Source organism: Actinoplanes sp. NPDC051537 (assembly GCF_055586105.1).
The window spans coordinates 72,433-90,859 of sequence record NZ_JBVJIU010000001.1; the positions used below are offsets into that span (position 1 = coordinate 72,433).

The 18,427-nt window shown below is 70.9% G+C and carries 18 protein-coding genes; 10 read left to right on the forward strand and 8 right to left on the reverse strand.

Going from position 1 to position 18,427, the window contains the following annotated elements; translation table 11 throughout:
- Window positions 1-134 precede the first annotated feature (134 nt).
- The 4 genes from ACZ6TB_RS00240 (at window position 135) to ACZ6TB_RS00255 (ending at window position 4,083) form a co-directional block, all read left to right on the forward strand.
- Entirely contained in the window at window positions 135-2,123 is a 1,989-nt protein-coding gene (locus ACZ6TB_RS00240) for a methyl-accepting chemotaxis protein (RefSeq protein WP_465548894.1), read from the forward strand.
- Window positions 2,124-2,438: 315 nt separating this feature from the next.
- A complete protein-coding gene (locus ACZ6TB_RS00245) occupies window positions 2,439-2,789 on the forward strand; it encodes an STAS domain-containing protein (RefSeq protein WP_465550261.1) in 351 nt (116 codons plus the stop codon).
- 156 nt (window positions 2,790-2,945) lie between these two features.
- On the forward strand, window positions 2,946-3,293 hold the full coding sequence (locus tag ACZ6TB_RS00250) for a response regulator (protein ID WP_465548896.1): 348 nt from the start codon (window positions 2,946-2,948) through the stop codon (window positions 3,291-3,293).
- Between the two features lie 136 nt (window positions 3,294-3,429).
- Window positions 3,430-4,083, forward strand: coding sequence for a DUF2202 domain-containing protein (locus ACZ6TB_RS00255; RefSeq protein WP_465548897.1), 654 nt, complete (start codon window positions 3,430-3,432; stop codon window positions 4,081-4,083).
- Here the strand turns inward: ACZ6TB_RS00255 and ACZ6TB_RS00260 are convergent.
- The 4 genes from ACZ6TB_RS00260 to ACZ6TB_RS00275 all read right to left on the reverse strand — a co-directional run bounded on the left by ACZ6TB_RS00260 (window position 4,061) and on the right by ACZ6TB_RS00275 (window position 7,325).
- Complete coding sequence (locus ACZ6TB_RS00260) at window positions 4,061-5,434, reverse strand: sensor histidine kinase (protein ID WP_465548899.1); 1,374 nt, start codon at window positions 5,432-5,434, stop codon at window positions 4,061-4,063. The two genes, ACZ6TB_RS00255 and ACZ6TB_RS00260, sit on opposite strands and share 23 nt — an antisense overlap.
- Window positions 5,424-6,122, reverse strand: a complete 699-nt coding sequence (locus ACZ6TB_RS00265) for a response regulator transcription factor (RefSeq protein ID WP_465548901.1) — start codon at window positions 6,120-6,122, stop codon at window positions 5,424-5,426. Before ACZ6TB_RS00265 ends, ACZ6TB_RS00260 begins: the two co-directional genes overlap by 11 nt.
- An 81-nt stretch (window positions 6,123-6,203) precedes the next feature.
- Window positions 6,204-6,557: a nitroreductase family deazaflavin-dependent oxidoreductase gene (locus tag ACZ6TB_RS00270; protein ID WP_465548904.1), complete on the reverse strand. Its 354-nt coding sequence runs from the start codon at window positions 6,555-6,557 to the stop codon at window positions 6,204-6,206.
- A gap of 96 nt (window positions 6,558-6,653) precedes the next feature.
- Window positions 6,654-7,325 (reverse strand): hypothetical protein, encoded by a 672-nt coding sequence (locus tag ACZ6TB_RS00275; RefSeq protein ID WP_465548906.1) that lies wholly within the window; start codon window positions 7,323-7,325, stop codon window positions 6,654-6,656.
- Between the two features lie 251 nt (window positions 7,326-7,576).
- Here ACZ6TB_RS00275 and ACZ6TB_RS00280 point away from each other — a divergent pair, with 251 nt between their 5' ends.
- The 4 genes from ACZ6TB_RS00280 (at window position 7,577) to ACZ6TB_RS00295 (ending at window position 10,296) form a co-directional block, all read left to right on the forward strand.
- On the forward strand, window positions 7,577-7,993 hold the full coding sequence (locus tag ACZ6TB_RS00280; RefSeq protein WP_465550262.1) for a GbsR/MarR family transcriptional regulator: 417 nt from the start codon (window positions 7,577-7,579) through the stop codon (window positions 7,991-7,993).
- The gene (locus ACZ6TB_RS00285) at window positions 7,993-8,886 is read left to right on the forward strand and encodes an ABC transporter ATP-binding protein (RefSeq protein WP_465548908.1); all 894 of its coding nucleotides are present in this window, start codon (window positions 7,993-7,995) and stop codon (window positions 8,884-8,886) included. Before ACZ6TB_RS00280 ends, ACZ6TB_RS00285 begins: the two co-directional genes overlap by 1 nt.
- On the forward strand, window positions 8,883-9,674 hold the full coding sequence (locus ACZ6TB_RS00290; RefSeq protein ID WP_465548910.1) for an ABC transporter permease subunit: 792 nt from the start codon (window positions 8,883-8,885) through the stop codon (window positions 9,672-9,674). Before ACZ6TB_RS00285 ends, ACZ6TB_RS00290 begins: the two co-directional genes overlap by 4 nt.
- Window positions 9,675-9,777: 103 nt before the next feature.
- On the forward strand, window positions 9,778-10,296 hold the full coding sequence (locus ACZ6TB_RS00295; protein ID WP_465548911.1) for a hypothetical protein: 519 nt from the start codon (window positions 9,778-9,780) through the stop codon (window positions 10,294-10,296).
- A gap of 32 nt (window positions 10,297-10,328) precedes the next feature.
- On the opposite strand, the gene ACZ6TB_RS00300 is transcribed toward ACZ6TB_RS00295, so the two are convergent.
- The 4 genes from ACZ6TB_RS00300 to ACZ6TB_RS00315 form a co-directional block, all read right to left on the reverse strand.
- A complete protein-coding gene (locus ACZ6TB_RS00300; protein WP_465548913.1) occupies window positions 10,329-11,264 on the reverse strand; it encodes a CE1 family esterase in 936 nt (311 codons plus the stop codon).
- Between the two features lie 41 nt (window positions 11,265-11,305).
- A complete protein-coding gene (locus tag ACZ6TB_RS00305) occupies window positions 11,306-12,910 on the reverse strand; it encodes a hypothetical protein (RefSeq protein ID WP_465548915.1) in 1,605 nt (534 codons plus the stop codon).
- Window positions 12,907-13,800, reverse strand: coding sequence for an ABC transporter ATP-binding protein (locus ACZ6TB_RS00310; RefSeq protein WP_465548917.1), 894 nt, complete (start codon window positions 13,798-13,800; stop codon window positions 12,907-12,909). Before ACZ6TB_RS00310 ends, ACZ6TB_RS00305 begins: the two co-directional genes overlap by 4 nt.
- A 233-nt stretch (window positions 13,801-14,033) precedes the next feature.
- Entirely contained in the window at window positions 14,034-15,332 is a 1,299-nt protein-coding gene (locus ACZ6TB_RS00315; protein WP_465548919.1) for a hydroxymethylglutaryl-CoA reductase, read from the reverse strand.
- A gap of 162 nt (window positions 15,333-15,494) precedes the next feature.
- Between ACZ6TB_RS00315 and ACZ6TB_RS00320 the strand changes: the two genes are divergently transcribed.
- Both ACZ6TB_RS00320 and adhP read left to right on the forward strand, forming a co-directional pair.
- The gene (locus ACZ6TB_RS00320; protein ID WP_465548921.1) at window positions 15,495-17,237 is read left to right on the forward strand and encodes a sensor histidine kinase; all 1,743 of its coding nucleotides are present in this window, start codon (window positions 15,495-15,497) and stop codon (window positions 17,235-17,237) included.
- A gap of 105 nt (window positions 17,238-17,342) precedes the next feature.
- Window positions 17,343-18,353 carry an alcohol dehydrogenase AdhP gene (gene adhP / locus ACZ6TB_RS00325; protein ID WP_465548923.1) on the forward strand — a complete coding sequence of 337 codons (1,011 nt, stop codon included), beginning with the start codon at window positions 17,343-17,345 and terminating at the stop codon, window positions 18,351-18,353.
- Window positions 18,354-18,427 lie beyond the last annotated feature (74 nt).

An 18,427-nucleotide genomic window follows, 5' to 3' on the forward strand; every position in this document is an offset into this window, starting at 1 on the left:
TCAAAGCGTGCAAGTGCGGTGAAGACTGACTCAAGGGTCTTCCGCGTCGATGGGGAGTGTCGATGGTCCGCACCGATGGTCGCCCGCTGCTACTGAAGCCGATGTCGGCGGTTTGCGATCGGCTGCGGACGAGCATGCGCCTTCTTGTTCTGGTCGTGGTTCTGGTGATCCCGGGAGCGCTGGCCACCGCGATGTATTCGGTGGTGCGCAGCGACCAGATCAGCTTCAGCGTGGCCGAGCGGGACGGCGCGGACGCGGCCCGGCCACTGCTGCTGGCGCTCGCCGACACGGTCGCCGGCGGTTCGCCGGACCTGGCCGCCGTCCGCCGGGTCGCCGCGGACTACCAGGATCTCGGCTTGGGAACGCCGGCGTCGGCTCTGCCGGAACTCGGCGACGGCAGCCCCGCGAGGCGACTTGCCCTTGCCGGGGCCCTGGCCGCGATGATCACCAAGGCCGGCAACACGTCGAACCTGATCCTTGATCCAGACCTGGACTCGTTCTACGTCATGGACGCACAGGTCGTCCAGTTGCCGAGGGCTCTGGTCGCGGCCATGAGCGCAGCGAACCCTGCTCCCGGCGACAGTGCGCAGGCCCGCCTGGCCGCGCGGGCCGTGACAGCGGGGAACCTCGCGTCCGCCGCCGACGCCATGGGGAGCGATGTCGAGACCGCCACCGGCAGCACCGAACTGGCCCACCTGAAGGTCCGCCTCGCCCCGGTGGGGGACCTCCAGGCCGATGCGGCTTCGCTGGCCAAGACGATCACCGCCACCCTCTCCTCGTCCGGCAACGCCGATCCGGCGGCACTCGGCACGGCGGCCCGTGCCGCGGTCGCGCCGCTGTCCCAAGCGCTCGTCGACCTGCTCGACTCCCGGATCCGCACGTTCACCCGGGAACGCGACCTGGTGCTGGGCGCGGCGGTCGGGGGGTTCGCGCTCGCGGGTTGGTTCGCCATCGCCGCCGTTCGCGGCACCACCCAGGACGTGCGGCGCACGGTCACCGCGGTCACCGCGATCGCCGAAGGAGACCTGGGAGTTCTGCCGCTGCCGGGCGGACGCGACGAACTGGGAGACATCGGTCGCGCCCTCGTGGTCGCCCGGGACCGCCTCAAGCAACAGGATGACGAGCTCCGCGCCGCCCAGGCCGCGCGCGACCAGCAGGTGCGTGCGAGCTTCCTGCATCAACGACAGGTCGAGGTGCAGTTCCGTAAACGCACGCAGACCGTGATCGACGAGTCGACCGCAGTGATCGCGGACGAGTTGCGGGGCGTCACCGATCACGTCAGCCACGTTCGCGACGCCGCCGGAGTCATCGACGCCAGCATCACGATCAGCGACGAGGCGACCGCCGCCGTGATCAAGCAAGCTCGCCAGGCCGAACAGGTGATCAACTCATTGGAGCAGAGTCTGCGCCGGGTCGCGTCGACCGCCGAACTGGTCACCGGAATCGCCGGGCAGACCCGGTTGCTGGCGCTGAACGCCACCATCGAGGCGGCCCGGGCCGGAGACCTGGGCCAGGGCTTCACGGTGGTCGCCGACGAGGTCAAGGAACTGGCGAACACCACCGCGCGTTCGACGGAACAGATCACCGCCACGATCACCGACCTGGAACGCGATACCGCCGAGATGGCCCGAACGATCACCACGATGATCGAGGGAATCGGCAGCGTCGGCCAGGCCGCCGATTCGTTACGTGCCGTCGCGACGGACCAGGACACGCTGGTCGGCGAGCTGTCCGGGCAGATGCAGGCCACGCTCAACCGGGTCGAGCAGATGTCCAACCTGGCCGCCCAGCTCGAACGGCGTCAGCACGACCGGATCGCGGCCGCCGGTCAAGCGCGGTTGTCGATCCGAGGGGGGCCGGCCGTCCCGGTCACCACCATCAACATCAGCCCCGGCGGGTTGCGCTGCCAGGCGCCGGCCGAGCTGGGTCTGACCGAAGGCGACACGGTTTCGGTCGAGCTGAACCACGACGACAACCAGCTGACCGTTCACGCGGTCGTCGCCAACACGGTCGCCGCCACACAGGGCGAAGAGAGCGAGATCGGCCTGCAGTTCATGGTGACGGACGACGCTCTCAACGTGCGCTTGTCCGCCCTCGTCGACGACATCTTGGGAAACATCTGAGCGTTGAGCACGGGCGGCGCCCGACACAATTGTCGGGCATCATTTTCCGGCACCCGCACCCTGTGTCCGGCCTCGAACCTGCCCCGCGGATTAACTCTTGCCACATCTGACCCAAGCGTCAGAAACACATTACAGGTGGCAATATTTTGAGGAGTTAACAATGTTGCGGGTAGGGGTTTTCCTGCAGAATGCAGCTCACATCGAAGGCCGTGCCGAGGGAGCGCTGATTTCGTCGGTCGCCACTCATTGCGTAATGATCGGATCTGATTGTCCGTCGTTCGGTGCGGGCGGTCACGCGAAGAACCCACGATCGTGATGGATCCGCACGCTCGTGGCGAGTGGTTCCTCCTGGGGCCGGTGCTCAAGGGTCGAACGAAACAGGGTTTCGACGATCGGTTCCTCACGGTCTACATCAGCGGTGACATCGACGTCGGAAACGTCGAGGTCTTGACGCAATGGTTCGTTGATGCGGTCGAGACGGCGTCGGCGGCGCGGATCCTGATCGACCTTTCGGACATTGATTTTTGCGACGTGGCGGGCGTGCGCGCCCTTCTCTCCATGCGTGCACGGGCAATTGTCTGTGGTTTTGAATGCCACGTCATCAACCCATGCCCGCGCACCGCCTGGCTGATCGGCGCCGTGGATGCGAGAAATCTCCTCGAGTGAGGATCATGACGGTTTCCCGAGAACAGCGATGGCGACCTCGAGAGAACAATCAACGGCTCAACTCGGGACTTTGGTCCTGTCCGCGGGCCGAACGCTACGGTGACCCGCCGCGCTTCCGAAGGGTGGGGGCATGTTCCCGTGCAGATGGAGGCTCTGATGCTGGCTCTCGTCCTCGACGATTCTCGTGCCATGAGAATGATCCTCAGCCGTATTCTCGCCTCGCTCGGCGTCGAGACCGTGGAGGCCGACAACGGCCGCACGGGGCTCGAGGTCTTGCGTGAGATGGCAGTGCTGCCCGATGTCGTCCTCGTTGATTGGAACATGCCGGAAGTCGATGGTCTCGAGTTCGTGTCCGCAGTGCGCTCTCGTCCGGACTGGCACGACATCAGCATGATCATGGTCAGTTCGGAGGGAGAACGCGCACGCATCGTCCGGGCGCTCGCTGCCGGTGCTCACGAGTATGTGATCAAGCCGTTCACCTCGGACGCCATCGCCGACAACTGAGCCTTCTCGGCCTTGTCGGAGCGAGGCTGTGACGTTGTCGACGGCCGGCCTTTTCTCCATACGTTCTGCACACCGGTTCCACGCCGCCACCATCCCGGCGAGCCACCGTGAAGGCAGCAGATGAAGGGGAGAAGTCATGAAGACCATCACCCGCCGCACGGCCACCCTCGTGGCGGCCGGCGCGCTCGGCCTCGGCGGCCTGGCGGTCGCGGCTCCGGCGCCGGCCGGCGCGGGCCCGTTCGGTCCCGGCCCGTCGAGCACGGCCATGGCGAATTCGTCCGGCTACGGCATGGGCACCGGGTACGGCGGCGCCTGCATGGGGGCAAGGCTGGGCGTCACCGCCCCGCAGGGCACGCTCACCGCCGCGCAGAAGGCCACGCTGGCATCGATGGCGCAGGAGGAGAAGCTCGCCCACGACCTGTACGCCGCCTTCGCCGCACGCTACGGTGCGACCGTCTTCGACCATGTCGCCATCGCGGAGACCCAGCACCTGACCGCCGTACGCACGCTGCTGCAGCGCTACGGCGTCACCGACCCGACCGCGAACCAGCCGGCCGGCGCCTTCGCCGATCCGGCCGTGCGAGCCACATACGACAGACTTCTGGCCAGGGGCAGCGCGGACGTGAAAGCCGCCCTCGCCGTCGGGCAGCAGGTGGAACGCGACGACATCGCCGCGCTCCGGGCCGCTCTGCGGGGGCTGACCGCGCCGGACGCCGAGCAGGCCTACACGAGTCTGCTGGCCGCGTCCCAGCGGCACCTGACCGCGTTCACCCACTGGTCCGCTCGCTGACTGCCGCCGACCGGGGCAGCCGGACGGTGACGGTCATGCCTCCTTCGTCGGGCGAGTCCAGGGCGACCGTGCCGCCGTGCGCGGTGACCAGTTCCCGGACGACGGCCAGCCCGATTCCCGAGCCGGTGGTGCCGGCCGTGTCGCGGCCACGCCACAGGCGGTCGAAGGCGTGCGGAAGCTCGTCCGGCGCCATGCCCGGCCCGGTGTCCGCGAGGCGGACCACGGCGTTGCCGTCCTCGGCGTGTGCCGCGACGTGCAGCCGGTCGCCGGGCCGGCAGTAGCGGGCGGCGTTGGCGAGCAGGTTGCCCACCGCCTGATGCAACCGGTCCGGGTCGGCCCGCACCGGCACGCTCCGGCCGAGGTCGGCGCTCAGAATCAGCCCGGCCGCCTCGAGCCGCGGGCGCTGGGCGGCCAGGGCGGCGGCCGTGATCTCCGCCAGATCGGTTTCGACGAGACGCAACGACAGCGCGGCGGACTCGGCCGCCGACAGATCGGCGAGATCCTGCACGATCCGGCCCAGCCGCAGGGACTGGTCGTGCAGGGCCGCCAGCCGCGGCGCGTCGGCCGGCTGCAGACCGTCGCGCAGTTCCTCCAGCCCGGCCTGCAGCCCGGCCAGCGGCGTCCGCAGTTCGTGCGCGATGTCGGCAGCCAGCCGCCGCCGTACGGTGTCGGCCCGAAGAACCTCGTCGGCCATGGTGTCGAAAGCGTGCGCGACCTCACCCAGCTCGCCCGGCGCCCGCAGGCCGGCGCGGGCCGTGCGGTCGCCGGCGGCGAACCGGCGCGCCGCGGCCGCCGTCGCCACCAGCGGCCACGCCAGCCGGCGTGCGACGAACGCGCTCACCAGCAGCGCCGACAGCAAGGCGGCGCCCGCCGCCCCCGCCACCCACGACCAGGCGACCGTACGGCCGGTCGGCGCTCCGGCGGGAAAGACCAGCCGGACACTGCCGACCCGCTGCCCGCCGGCGTCGACGGGCTGCTCCACGACCGGCCCGGACCCGCCCGCGCCGCGCATGCCGCCCATGGCCGCGCCCATGCCGCGTCCCGGCCACACCAGGCCGCCGCTCGTGTCCAGCACCACCAGCCGGGCGTCGGCCGCGGCGGCCAGCGCCGACGACGCCGCCAGATCCGCGCCGCTCCAGCCGCCCGACCGCGTGTAGGCGCCGGCGGCAGCGGTCGCCACCCGGGCCGCGACCCGCTGCCGGTCCTGCTCGGCGGCGATGGCGAGCCCCCGGTCGGTGGCGATCAGCGCGGCGACCGTCAGCACCGCTACCGAGGACAACGCCACCAGCACGAACGCGGCCAGCAGGCGACGGCCCAGCGGACCGGTCAGCGCCGAACGGTCACCGGTCACGGGACCACCCCAGCCGATAACCGACGCCGAGCACGGTCCCGACGATGTACGCGGCATCGGGGCCGAGCTTGCGGCGCAGGTTCTTCACGTGCGAGTCGACCGTGCGCTCGTAGCCGGGGAACTCGTACCCCCGCACCTGGTTGATCAGCTCGTAGCGTGAGTAGACCCGCCCGGGCGTGGCGGCAAGCGCGATCAGCAGGCCCCACTCGGTCGGCGTGAGCTCGAGCCGGACACCGTCGAGGTGCGCCTCGTGGCGGGCCTCGTCAAGGTGGAGCCGCCCGCCGCCGAACGTGACCGCGGCGGTGCCGTCGCCGCTCCCGGCACGACTACGGTGCAGGACCGCCTCGACCCGCAACACCAACTCGGTCGGGGAAAACGGCTTGGTCACGTAATCATCCGCGCCGCCCCGTAGCCCCTCGATCCGGTCGTCGACGCTGGTGCGTGCGGTCAGCACCACCACCGGCACTTCCCGGCCGCGTTCGCGCGCGACCGCCAGCACCTCTCGCCCGTCGACGTCGGGCAACCCGAGGTCGAGGACCACCAGGCCGATCCCGCCGCGGGTCACCATCTCGATCGCCTCGGCCCCGGAACCAGTGCTGCGCACTGGGTGACCGGCCCGCTGCAGATAGCGCCGGACCAGCTCCCGCAACTCACGATCGTCCTCGACGACCAGCACCGCGTCGGACACACTGCCACCCTGCCCCCGACGCACCGGCGCGGACAGGGCCGACCGGCCCGCAGTCGGGACCAATCGCGACGTCCGCCGCTGCTACACCGGGGAGCGGTGGCGCCGGCTTTCCAGTACGGGCATCACGACGCAGTCGTCGGTGCGGGCCAGGTAGCGCAGCGCGTAGCGAAACAGCCGCGGCACGCCCGCCGCTCCGACCTCCGCGGGCACGACACTCGGCGCGCCGAGCTGGACTTGCTCCCGACCGAGCCGGATCCGGCAACCCCCGGCCTTCGTCACGTTCTTGAGCCAGTCCGACCGACGCCCGAAGTTGAGGCCGATGACCACCGTGTTCCCGACCCGGAAGGCGCGCACGGGCGTGTGGTAGATCCGTCCGGAGCGCCGCCCGGCATGCTCCAGGTCGGCGAAGGCGGCGTGACCGGCGAGATGCAACATCGTCCGATTCAGCGGACCGCGCAGGCCTCGACTCAGTGCTCGCGGAAAGGGCATGGCTACCTTCCTCGACGGTTGTTTCGACAATGCGGTCACGTCCTACGACCGCTCCGGGCCGAGCGCCGGCAGCAGACGCCGCGCGGCCACGCCGGTGATCGCCGACGTCACGCCGGCCATCAGCAGACCGCCGGCGGCGCCGATCGCCGCGACGAGCACCACCGGCTGGCCCGGCTGCCACAGCGGCATGGCGAAGCCGAGGAACACGGCGAGACCGGCGATCCAGGCCAGGGCCGTGGTCGCGATCCAGCTCGCCGACCGCGGTCGCAGCGTGCGCAGGACCAGCCACTGAGCCGTCCCGATGGAGGTCAGCAATGCCGTCCCGAGCACCAGTCCGGCCGCGATCAGCACGGCGACCGGCAGACCGGTCCATCGCTCGGCCGCCGCGGACGGGGTCATGCCGATCGCGTACGCCAGGACGGCCCCCGCCGCGGTCGCCGCCACCCAGCGACGCACCACCAGTCGAGGCAGCGCCTGCCGGAGCACGACGGCCTGGGCCAGGCCGAGCAATGTTCCCTCGACGGCGCCGGCGGCCAGGATCGCGACCAGTCCGGCGGCGGCCGGCATCCCGGTGGTGAGCGAGCCGACGATGGCGGGAACCGAGAAGCCGAGGAACTCCCCCGCCGTCACGACCACGAGCCAGCGCCGGAACAGCGCACGGCCACGCAGCCGCGGCTCGGGCAGTCCGGGACTGCTGACCTGACGCGTTGTCATCTCTCCGCCCTCCCGCCGTCCTCAGCACACCGCTTCCGGGCGGGCGGCCGGCAGTACCGGAAGAACCCTCCGTTCCGGGTCCTTCGGCCCTGATCGGGAACCGCCACGGCCTGCCACCGTGGAGACACCCGGCGATCCCGGAGTTGCGCCGGTCCGTCCACGTAGTACTGTTCAGAACATTCTGAACGATCGGAACATCAGTGACGCAGGAACGCCTGTTCGCCGAGGAAGTGGGCACGGTGCTGGCCGGCATGGGTATGCCGGCGGCCTTCGGCAAGCTGATGGGCTGGCTGCTCATCTGCGATCCGCCGCAGCAGACCAGCGCCCAGCTGGCTCAGGCGCTCGGGCTGTCGAAGGGCTCGGTGAGCACGGGCATGCGCGCGCTGGAACAGGTTGGCATGGTCCGGCGGGTGCCCACGCCGGGACGCGGTCACGCGTACGAGATGTTGCCCGACGCTCTGGTACGGACGGTCGATGCGCGCCGTCTCTACCTCACCATTCGCGATGTGATGCAGAAGGGCATCGACGTGCTCGGTGACGAGAACCTGCCGCGTGCTCAGCGGCTGCGCAGCTCCCGCGACTTCTACGCCTTCGTGGCCGAGCGGATCCCGCGATTGATCGAGGAGTTCGTCGACCAGGAAGGGCTGTCCCCGCGAAAGGACGTGTGATGGCGGACGATCCGGCCATCCGGACCGAGGCGCTGGTCAAGCGCTACGGCCGCGGAGGCACCACGGCATTGAAGGGCCTCGACCTGACGGTCGCCCGGGGGGAGGTATTCGGGTTCCTCGGCCCGAACGGGGCGGGCAAGAGCACCACCATCCGGATTCTGCTGGATCTGATCCGGCCCACCGCCGGGAGCGTCCGCGTGCTCGGCGCCGACCCGCGCTCCGCTCCCGGCCTGCGCGCCCACATCGGTTACCTGGCCGGCGATTTCGTCGCCGCCCGCCGGCAGACGGGCCGCGAGTTGCTCACCTATCTCGGTCACTTGCGCGGCGGCGTGCCGGCCGAGCGCATCAACCAGCTCGCCGCCGCCTGGGACCTCGATCTGAGCAAGCGGATCGGCAGTCTCTCCAAGGGAAACCGGCAGAAGCTCGGCGTGATCCAGGCGTTCATGCACCGGCCGTCCCTGCTCATCCTCGACGAGCCGACCAGCGGCTTGGACCCGTTGCTGCAGCAGCAGTTCGTCGCGCTCGTGCAGGAGGCCGCCGCCAACGGTCAGACGGTCTTCATGTCCTCGCACGTGATGAGCGAGGTGCAGCAGACCTGCGACCGGGTCGGCATCATCCGCTCCGGCTCCCTGGTCGCCGTCGAGCACATCGACGAGTTGCGCAAGCGGGCGCTCCGCACGATCGAGGTGCATTTCGCGTCCGACGCCCCCGCCCTTGCGGTGGCCGGTGTCTCGGACGTGTCGGTTGACGGAAAGGTGTTGCGCTGCAAGCTCAGCGGTGACGCCGACGCGCTGGTGAAGGCGCTGGCTCAGCACCACGTGGTGGATCTGATCAGCGAGGAGCCCGAGCTCGAGGAGCTCTTCTTCGCCTATTACCAGCGTCAGGAGGCATGATGCGCGTCTTCGGGAAGGCGGTGCGCGACAACCGGCGCGGCTGGATCGGCTGGACCCTGGCGTTGTCCGCGATCGCGGCCATGTACGCGTCGCTGTACCCCAGCATCAACAATCCGGCGATGGCCGACGCGTTGAACTCGTTCCCGCAGTCGGTCAAGGACGCGCTGCACATGCAGGACTACACCAAACCCGAGAACTACTTCGCGGTCAGCGTGTTCGGCCTGCTGGTGCCCATCCTGGTCGCGGTCTTCGCCATCTCGGCCGGCGTCAAGTCGATCGCCGGGGACGAGGAGGCGGGGACGCTGGATCTGGTGCAGACCCAACCGGTCGGCCGTGTGTCGCTCGGGCTGCAACGATTTCTGGCCATCGTCGTCGCTCTGATCGCGATCGCGGCGGTCATGTGCCTCGTCGTCATCGCCTTGCGTGGTCCCGGGCAGTTCACGGCGCTGTCGCCCGGCCGGTTGTTCGCGATCTGCCTGCAACTGGCGCTGTTCGGGCTCCTGTTCGCCGCGCTCGCCTACGGCGCCGGGGCGTGGACCGGCCGGCGGATCCACGCCATCGCGGTGGGCGCCGCCGTCGCGGTGCTGGGCTATCTCGCCGATACGTTCTTCACCCAGATCGACAGCCTGAAATGGACCGAGAAGCTCTCGCCCTTCGACTGGTACCTCGGCGGCGAACCGCTGAAGCACGGCGTGCAATGGGGCCACGCCGGGCTGTTGCTGGGGTTCGCCGTCCTGTTCGTCGCCGCCGGCACCTGGCGATACAACCGTCGCGACATCGCCGTCTGAGCGGGCCGCAAGGCCCCCGGATGGGGGTCTACTGCGCCTGACGGTCCGGCCACAACAGGTCGTTACGTTGAGGGAGACGCGTCTGATCGAAGGAGGGTGTGCCATGACCACCCGCAGTATTCAGATCTTGAATCCGATCGACGGCGAATGCGTGGATACTTGCCGCGGTCCGTCCTCGTCAGGAGTCTGCCCACGAGCCGGATTCGACGGCGTCGTGCCGTGCGCCGGATTCTTGATCGCGCCGGTCGGGGCAGATCCCGAGTATTGGCCGGTGCCGATTCCCGTGGGCTACCGTCACTGCGACGTGATCTGGAACGAGCGGGCACAGTCCGGGTTGCACCATGCGGAGCGCGCGCGAGATCGTTGGCAGGCCGGGCTGGCTCGGGAGACAGACCGGGTACGAGCATTGGCCGCCGGCAAGGATCCGCGTTACCGCAAGATGTCGGACCGTGATCTGAAGCGGACCGCTCTGTGGCGGTGGAGGCTGACCGGCGAGGCCCAAACCCTGCGCCGGTCGGAAGAGAAGAACGAACGGCAGGCCGACACTTACCTGGCATTTCTCCAGTTCCGGCGCAACGCGGGTTCGGCCGACACTTCCCGATCAAGGTCGACGAGCGGCTGAGCCGGATGGGTTGGTCACCTGAGTTACGGCGGCTATCGCGTTTTGGCCCGGGACAGCAAGAAGTCCGTCACGGCCGGGGCGAAGGCCGGACCCAGCGACGGCACGTGGGTGCCACCGTTGATCGTCCATTCCTGAACCGTGGACCGATCCGCGCATCCCTGCGCATACGTGCGCACCGACGTCTCCGCCGCCGCCAGGTTGTCGACCAGGTCCAGGTTCGGAGCATCGCGGCCGGCGCCGGCGCAATGGTCGTACTTGAGCCATTGGGCGACCGTGGTGGCGGCCGACGGATAGGGGGCGCCGTCGATGGTGCCGCCGCCGAACGCGACGGTCTCGTCGGAGCTGCTGTGGACGGCGAGCACGCTCACCGGCTCGGACGGCCGGCACCGTGCGGCGTCGTTCCAGGTCGCGCCGTTGAGCGAGACGATCGCGGTGATCTGATCGGCGTGATCGCAGGCCATCCGGAAGGCCATGAACCCGCCGTTCGAGTGGCCGATCAGGTAGACCCGGGCGCGGTCGATCCGGTACGAGCGCTGGATCTTCGCGATGAGCCCGCTGAGGTAACCCGAGTCGTCGGGCTTCGGCGACGAGAAGGCGCAACACGCGTCGGTGGCGTTCCAGAAACGGTCGCCCCGATCGTCGGTCGTGCCATCCGCGTACGCATAGACGAAGCCCCGCCGCTCCGATTCGGGAGTCAGCCGCAGGTACGACTCCAGTTCCTTCGCGTCGGACGTGTAGCCGTGCAGGGCGACGACCAGCGGCGCGTCCCGGTCCGGACGGTAGGAGCCCGGTACGTGTACGGTGACCTCGCGGCCACCGATCTCCACCGTGCCGGTGCCGGTCGCCGGCATGGCCGGTGAGGCGCCGGACGACGGACGGCGATCGCGCGCTGGACCACAGGCGAGCGTCATCGTCACCGCCGCCAGGGCGACCAGTGCCCCCGCCGCTCGCCACCCGCTCCGAGCCATCGCCCCTCCCGATCCGGAATGCGATTCACACGATACGGCCGTCAGACGGCCCAGTCCCGCCATCGATATCCGATCAGGCCGATCGCGATCAGCGAGCCGGCGACACCCACCATCACGGTCGATGCGGCCCAGTCCACCCCCGTGAGCGGGACCGGACTCAGATGCGCGAACGGCGACACACTCATGACCCAGCCGGGTGCGCGGACGCTGTCGGCGATCACGAGCAGCAGGAAGCCGCCGGTGGCCGGCGCCGCACCCAGCCACCCGGTCCCGCTCGGCCACCATCCGGCGGCGAACACGGCGGCGCCGAGGCCGAGCAGTACGACCGGCAGCACGTTGCCCGCACCGCGCATCGCCGCGGCCAAGGAGAAGTCACCGCCGGTCGCCGCGACGCCGGCCCAGCAGGTGAGCCCCGCCCCGGCGGTCAGCAGCGTGGCGCCGGCGGCGGTGACCGCGATCTCGGCGCCGAGCAGCCGGGTCCGGCTGACCGGTTGCGCGGCCAGCGGCACGAGCCGCCCGTCGATCTCGGCCGACACGAAGGCGCTCATCCGTACGGCGGTGAAGGCGCCCACGGGAAGAGTGAGGATCGCGAACAAGGTCGCGGCGAATCCGGCGATGCTGTCCAGCCCCGCGAACCCGGCCTCGGCGGCCTTCTCCGCGAAGGCCCGGTTGTCGCCGAGGAACTCGGTCAGCGACACCCCGGTCAGGCCGACCACCAGAAAGTACGCGCCGATCCCCGCCGCCCAGCCGGTCAGCGGACGCACCGAACGACGGAGGGCGAAAGCCTCCACTGAGCCGAGCAGCGCCGGCCGGGGACGGCGCCGAGCCCGCGCGGCGAGCAGCCCGGTGCGGATCTCGCGCCGATCCGCGGCCGCCGATGCGACGACGGCGACCACCGCGAAGCCGGCCAGGAGGACCACGAGCGGAAGGAACCGATCCCGCACGTACGGGCCACTGAGCGCCAGCAGACCGAACGGCGACGCCCACCGCAGCCCGCCCAGCGACGACAGGCCGTCACCGATCATGCGGCCCAGCAGAGAGACGCCGAGCAGTCCCACAGCGGCGCCCGTCGCCGCCGCCCGGGCGGAGAAGATCTGCGCGGCGAGCGCGGCGACCGCGGCGAAGAACAGCCCCACCGCCGCGACTCCCGCGCCGTACAGTGACGCGCCCATGGGAGCCGTTCCCGCGACCAGGAGCACGGCGGCGATCGAGAATCCGGCGAGGACGGCGACGGCCAGCACCGGGGCCATGTGCCGCGCCACGGCCGAGCGCATCGTCACCCGGCCGGCGAGCAGCAGATCCCACCGTCCGGCGTCCTCTTCGCCGCGGGTGATGCGGGTGGACGCCAGAATCGCCCAGACGCTCAGCAGGACCGGATAGACGGTGCCGAGCCGCCACACGGTGAACCCGCCCGCGGTGTCCAGGCCGACCGGCGCGCCGAACAGCGTACGGATGGCGGGGTTGCCGGCCAGCGCCCGCATCCCGGTGACGGCGGCGGGATCGGCCATCACCTGGCCGTAGGTCGCGACGACCACCCCCGTCATGCCGGCGCCCAGGGCCACGACGACGAGCCCGCCGCGGCGGACGTGGCGGACCGCCAGCCGGGTCACCGCTCGCCCGGCTTGCCCCCGGGCCCGGGTGCTCACCGGCCCGTTTCCGTCCCGTAGTAGTCCAGGAACATCTCCTCGAGGCTGGGCTCCCGGATCGACAACGCGGTGATGTCGGCGGAGGCGAGCGCCCGCAATGCCGCGCCGGGCGGCCCGGTCAGGGTGAACCGCAGGCGCCCAGGGCCGTCCGGCGCCACCGAACCGATCCCGGCGACCGCCGAGAGCTCGGGTGCGGTGGCCCGGTAGGAGACGGTCACCTCGGACCGGCGCAGCCTGCGCAGATCCGCGATGGCGGCGACCTCGACGAGCCGGCCGGCCCGCAGGATGCCGACCCGGTCGCAGACGGCCTCCACCTCGGCGAGCTGGTGCGAGCTGAGGAACACCGCCTGCCCTCGGTCCCGGGCCGCACCGACGGCGATCCGGAACTCGCGCTCCATCAGCGGGTCGAGGCCGCTGGTCGGCTCGTCCAGGACCAGCAGCGGGGCCCGGGTGGCGAACGCGGCGACCAGCGCCACCTTCTGCCGGTTGCCGGTCGAATACATCCGGGCCGGTCGGGCGAGATCGAGCTCGAACCGCTCGACGAGCTCGTCGCGATAGCCGAGATCCGTGCCCGGACCGGTTGCCGCCTGCAGGTGAAGGATCTCGGCGCCGGTCAGCCGCGGCCACAGCGCGACGTCGGCCGGAACGTACGCCATGACCGCATGTGTCCGGACCACCTGGCGGCACGGTATGCCGAACACCTCGGCGCGACCCGCCGTGGGACGCGCGTGGCCCAGCAGCAGGCGAATGGTCGTGGACTTGCCGGCGCCGTTCGGGCCCAGGAACCCGAACACCTCGCCGGTCGGCACCGCCAGGTCCAGGCCGTCCACGGCGGTGAGACGGCCATAGCGCTTCGTCAGGCCGACGGTGCGCAGCGCGAGATCAGCCACGGGAAATCCTCTCGATCGGCACGGTTCTTCACCGCCGACCAGACTTCCCGGCACACCTACCTGCGACGGTACTCCGGGGTGTCACCTCCGGAAGGGCCACGCTCCACCCGGGCCGGGAAGCCACGTGTTCGACCCGGCCGTGACGGGAGGCCACGTCACCTGGTCCGGACGAGGTGACGGACGCCGGCGCCGGCGGCTCCGCGGGCCGAGGCGACCGCGGCCACGGCGTGCGGTTACCGCCGGCCGGAAGGGAGGCGTCGACCGTGCTCCTCAGGGCCGCCTCCTCCGATGACCCCGCCGGGGGCGTCCCCACCGCCGTGCGCCGGGGCGGGGCGGTTGCGGCCCAGGCGCTCGTGGGCCGGAACCCAATCCCCGTGGATGACTGCCGCGGCTAGCGACACCTCGCCGGCGAGCACCGTCGCGGCGCAGATCTCGGCCAGCTTGCGGGCCTGGCCCGGGCCGTAGCAGCCGAGCAGTTCCAGACATTCGCGCTGCGTGGGCAGGCCGGTGCCGCCGCCGCAGCTGGCCACGATCAGCGCGGGGAGCGTAACCGACCAGTAGTAGTCGCCCGAGTCCAGCAGCTGTGTGTAGGTGAGGGAGGCATGCGACTCGGCCACGTTCGCCGCGTCCTGCCCGGTCGCGATGAACAGCGCGGCCAGGCCGTTGGCGGCGTGCGCCCCGTTGCTCGCGGCGCCGGCCAGCAACGTGCCGGTCGCGCTCGCCTGCCGCCAGCGGAAGAGCTCGGCGGTGTCGACGCCCATCGCCGACCGTAAGGCAGAACGCTCGAGGACCGCTTCGGCGACCACGCGGCGACCACGTGTGAGCAGCGTGTTGATGTGCGAGTGCTTCTTGTCCGTGTCGATGTTGCCCGACAGCAGGTACGCCGGACGCGCCGGATGGTGGGCGGCGATCCACTCGCAGACGGCGGCGCTCGCCCGGCTCGTCATGTTCTGCCCGGCCGCGTCGCCGGTGGTGAAGTCCAGACGCAGGTAACGCAGCGGCCCGACCTGGAACTGGCCGATGTCGCGCAGCCTTCCGTGCCGCGTCGTGGCGTCGGCCACCCGCTTGATCTCGGAGAACCGCTCGGTGACCCAGACGCCGAAATCACGGGCCTGCGCGGCGGTGGCGAACGAGAAGACCGGCCCGCGCTGCATCGACTCCTCGACCACGGTCGTGGTGACACCGCCACAGGCGCTCAGCAGACGCATCCCGCGGCTGTAGCTCGCCACCAGGGCCCCCTCGGTGGTCGCCAGCGGCACGATGAAGTCACCGCGGGCATGCTCCCCTCGGATGCGCAGCGGACCGGCGACGCCGATCGGAACCTGGGCGACGCCGATGAAGTTCTCGACGTTGCCACGGGCCACGGCCGGGTCGAACGGCGCGCCGGCGACACTGGACAGGTCGCTGCCCGACCGCCGGGTCAGCATGGCGCGTCGCCGCTGGGCCATGACCGCGGTGTAGTCGTCTTCCCGGTCGCGGGGAATGTGGTCGGCGGTGCCACCGGCGGGCGCGTCGGAGTTCACGTTCGGCATGACAATCACCCCGCGCCATCGTGACCCGCCGGGCCCGGCCCGCGAAGGGCCCAAGGACCATAATCAGAGGACCGCCGGTTTCACCGCCGTGCGTATACCTGTCGCCGCTGACGGGGCATAAGCTGGGCACGACCAGAGCAGTACCGTTTGGCGGGGGGCGACATGCCGGCGAATGCACCAAACCCGCAAGATCGGCCGTCCGGCGCGGCGACTCCGCTCACCTTCCCGGATCAGCCACGGCTGGAGCTCGACCAGCTGCTCGGTCAACTGGTCAGCCGCGCTCAGGAGGTGATGGCCACCCAGGGCCGGCTGCGCGGCCTGCTGCGGGCCAACCGGCTGATCGTCGGCGAGCTCGACCTGCCCTCGGTCCTGCAGCACGTGGTCGAGGCGGCCCGCGAACTGGTCGGCGCCCGCTACGCCGCGCTCGGCGTGATCGCGCCCGGCGGCGGCCTCAGCGAGTTCGTGCACGTCGGCATGCCGGCCGACGCGGTGCAGCGCATCGGCCACCTCCCGCAGGGCAAGGGCCTGCTCGGCGCCCTCATCGACGACCCGCGACCGATCCGGCTGCGCCGCATCGCCGACGACACCCGCTCCTCCGGCTTCCCGCCCGAACACCCGCCGATGAACAGCTTCCTGGGCGTGCCGATCGAGATCCGGGGCGCCGTCTTCGGAAACCTCTATATGGCCGAGAGTGACAAGGGAGAGTTCAGCCAGGAGGACGAGGAGCTCACCCGGGCGCTGGCCGCCACGGCGGCGGTCGCGATCGACAACGCCCAGCTGTACCAGTTCGCCCGGGGCCGGGGCGAATGGCTGCAGGCGTCGGCGGCGATCACCGCGCAACTGGTCGCCGCCGATGACGACCACGAGGGCACCTCCCTGCAGCTGATCGCCACCCGCAGCCGCGAGCTGGCCGGGGCCGACCTGGTCATCGTCGTCCTCCCCCAGCCCGACGACGATGTGCTGGGCATCGAGGTCGCCGTCGGCGACGGCGCGGACGGCCTCACCGGTCAGGTACTGCCTCTGGACGGCTCGCTGAGCGGAAGGGTCTACCGCGAGGGCAAACCGCTCCGGCTCAACGAACCGCAGGAGGCCGGCATCGAGCCGGCCGTGACCGGCGGGTTCGACGCGGGCCCGAGCATGATCCTTCCGCTGAAAGGGTCCACTCGCATCCGCGGCGTCCTCGGCGCGTTCCGGCGCCGGGGCGCCGCCGGTTTCGCCGCCGAAGAGCTCGAGATGGCCAGCGGTTTCGCCGCCCAGGCCGCGGTCGCCATCGAACTGGCCCAGGCCCGCGCCGAGCAGCAACGCGTCGCGATGGTCGACGACCGCGAGCGGATCGCCGCCGACCTGCACGACCACGTCATCCAGAAACTGTTCGCCGCCGGCCTCTCCCTGCAGACGGTGGCGGCCCGGATCGGACCGGGCACGGCCCAGGACCGTATCACCACCGTCATCGACGACCTGGACGACACGATCGGCCAGATCCGGACCACCATCTTCGCGTTGCAGCAGACCCGGCATCCCACCAGCAGCACCCGGGCCCGGTTGCTCGACGTGGTCGCCGACGCGCGGAACACGCTCGGCTTCGAGCCCGCGCTGCGGTTCTCGGGGCTGCTCGACACCGTACGCGGCGAGGTCGTGGACGATCTGGAGGCGGTGCTGCGGGAGGCGCTCAGCAATGTCGCCCGGCACGCCCAGGCCCGCTCGACCGAGGTCGCCATCACGGTCGCGGACGGCCGGTTGACCCTGGAGGTCCGCGACGACGGCATCGGCTTCACCGACGGCGGGCGCCGCAGCGGCCTGGGCAACCTCCGGCAGCGCGCCGACCATCATCGCGGAACGCTGACCGTCGAACCGGGCCGGACCGCCGGCACGGTGCTGACCTGGTCCGTGCCGCTCCCCGCATAGGAGTCGTGCCGAAACGCCCCCGCCGGGCGGGACCATCGGCCCTGATCATCTCGCTGACCGTGTTCGACGCTGAAACCAGCAATCGGACAGTGAGGAGAGCACGTCATGCGCGCCGCCGTGGTCACCAGTTTCACCGAGCCCCTCGTGGTCAGGCAAATGCCGATGCCCGAGCCGGGCGACGGACAGATCCGCGTACGCATCGAGGCCAGCGGCCTGTGCCACACCGACATCCACGCCGCCCGCGGCGACTGGCCGGTCAAGCCGGCCCTGCCGCTCGTCCCCGGCCACGAGGGCGTCGGCATCGTCGAGAAGGTCGGCGCGGGAGTCACCGAGCACCGGGTCGGCGACCGGGTCGCCGTCCCCTGGCTCGGGCACGCCTGCGGCACCTGCGACTACTGCGTCACCGGCTGGGAGACGCTGTGCGAGTCGCAACTCAACACCGGCTACGGCATCGACGGCGGACACGCCGAGTATCTCGTCGCCGAGGCCCGCTACGCGGTCCGCGTGCCGGAAGGTATCGACCCGGCCGAGGCGGCGCCGCTGACCTGCGCCGGCGTCACCACGTACAAGGCGGTCAAGGTCGCCGGCGTCACGCCGGGCGACCGGGTCGCGATCTTCGGCATCGGCGGGCTCGGCCACCTCGCCCAGCAGTACGCGCAGATCTTCGGCGGCGAGACGGTGGCGATCGACGTGACCGAGGAGAAGCTCGCCCTGGCCAAGGAGCTGGGCGCGGCCCGGGTGGTCGACGCCACGGCGGTCGACGCCGTCGCCCTGACCGATCAGGTCGGGGGTGTCGACGTCGCGATCGTTCTCGCCGCCGATCGGCGCGTCCTCGAACAGGCGCACGCCTGCCTGCGCCCCGGCGGCCGGCTGGTGCTGGTCTCGATGCCCAAGGACAACACCATGTCGCTGCCGATCTTCCAGACGGTCCTCAAGGGCATCAAGGTCATCGGCTCGATCGTCGGCACCCGCGCCGATCTCGCGGAGGTCTTCCGCCTGCACGCCGCCGGCCGCACCCGGGTGCTGTACGAGACCCGCCCGCTGGAGCAGATCAACGACGCGATCGACGACGTCCTGGCCAGTCGCGTGCCGGCCCGGCTCGTCCTGATCCCCTGACCGCACCGGCGAGGTCCCGGACGGCCCGGCCGTTCCGGGACCTCCGGCCCTGACCTTGCGGGCCGGTCACCGGC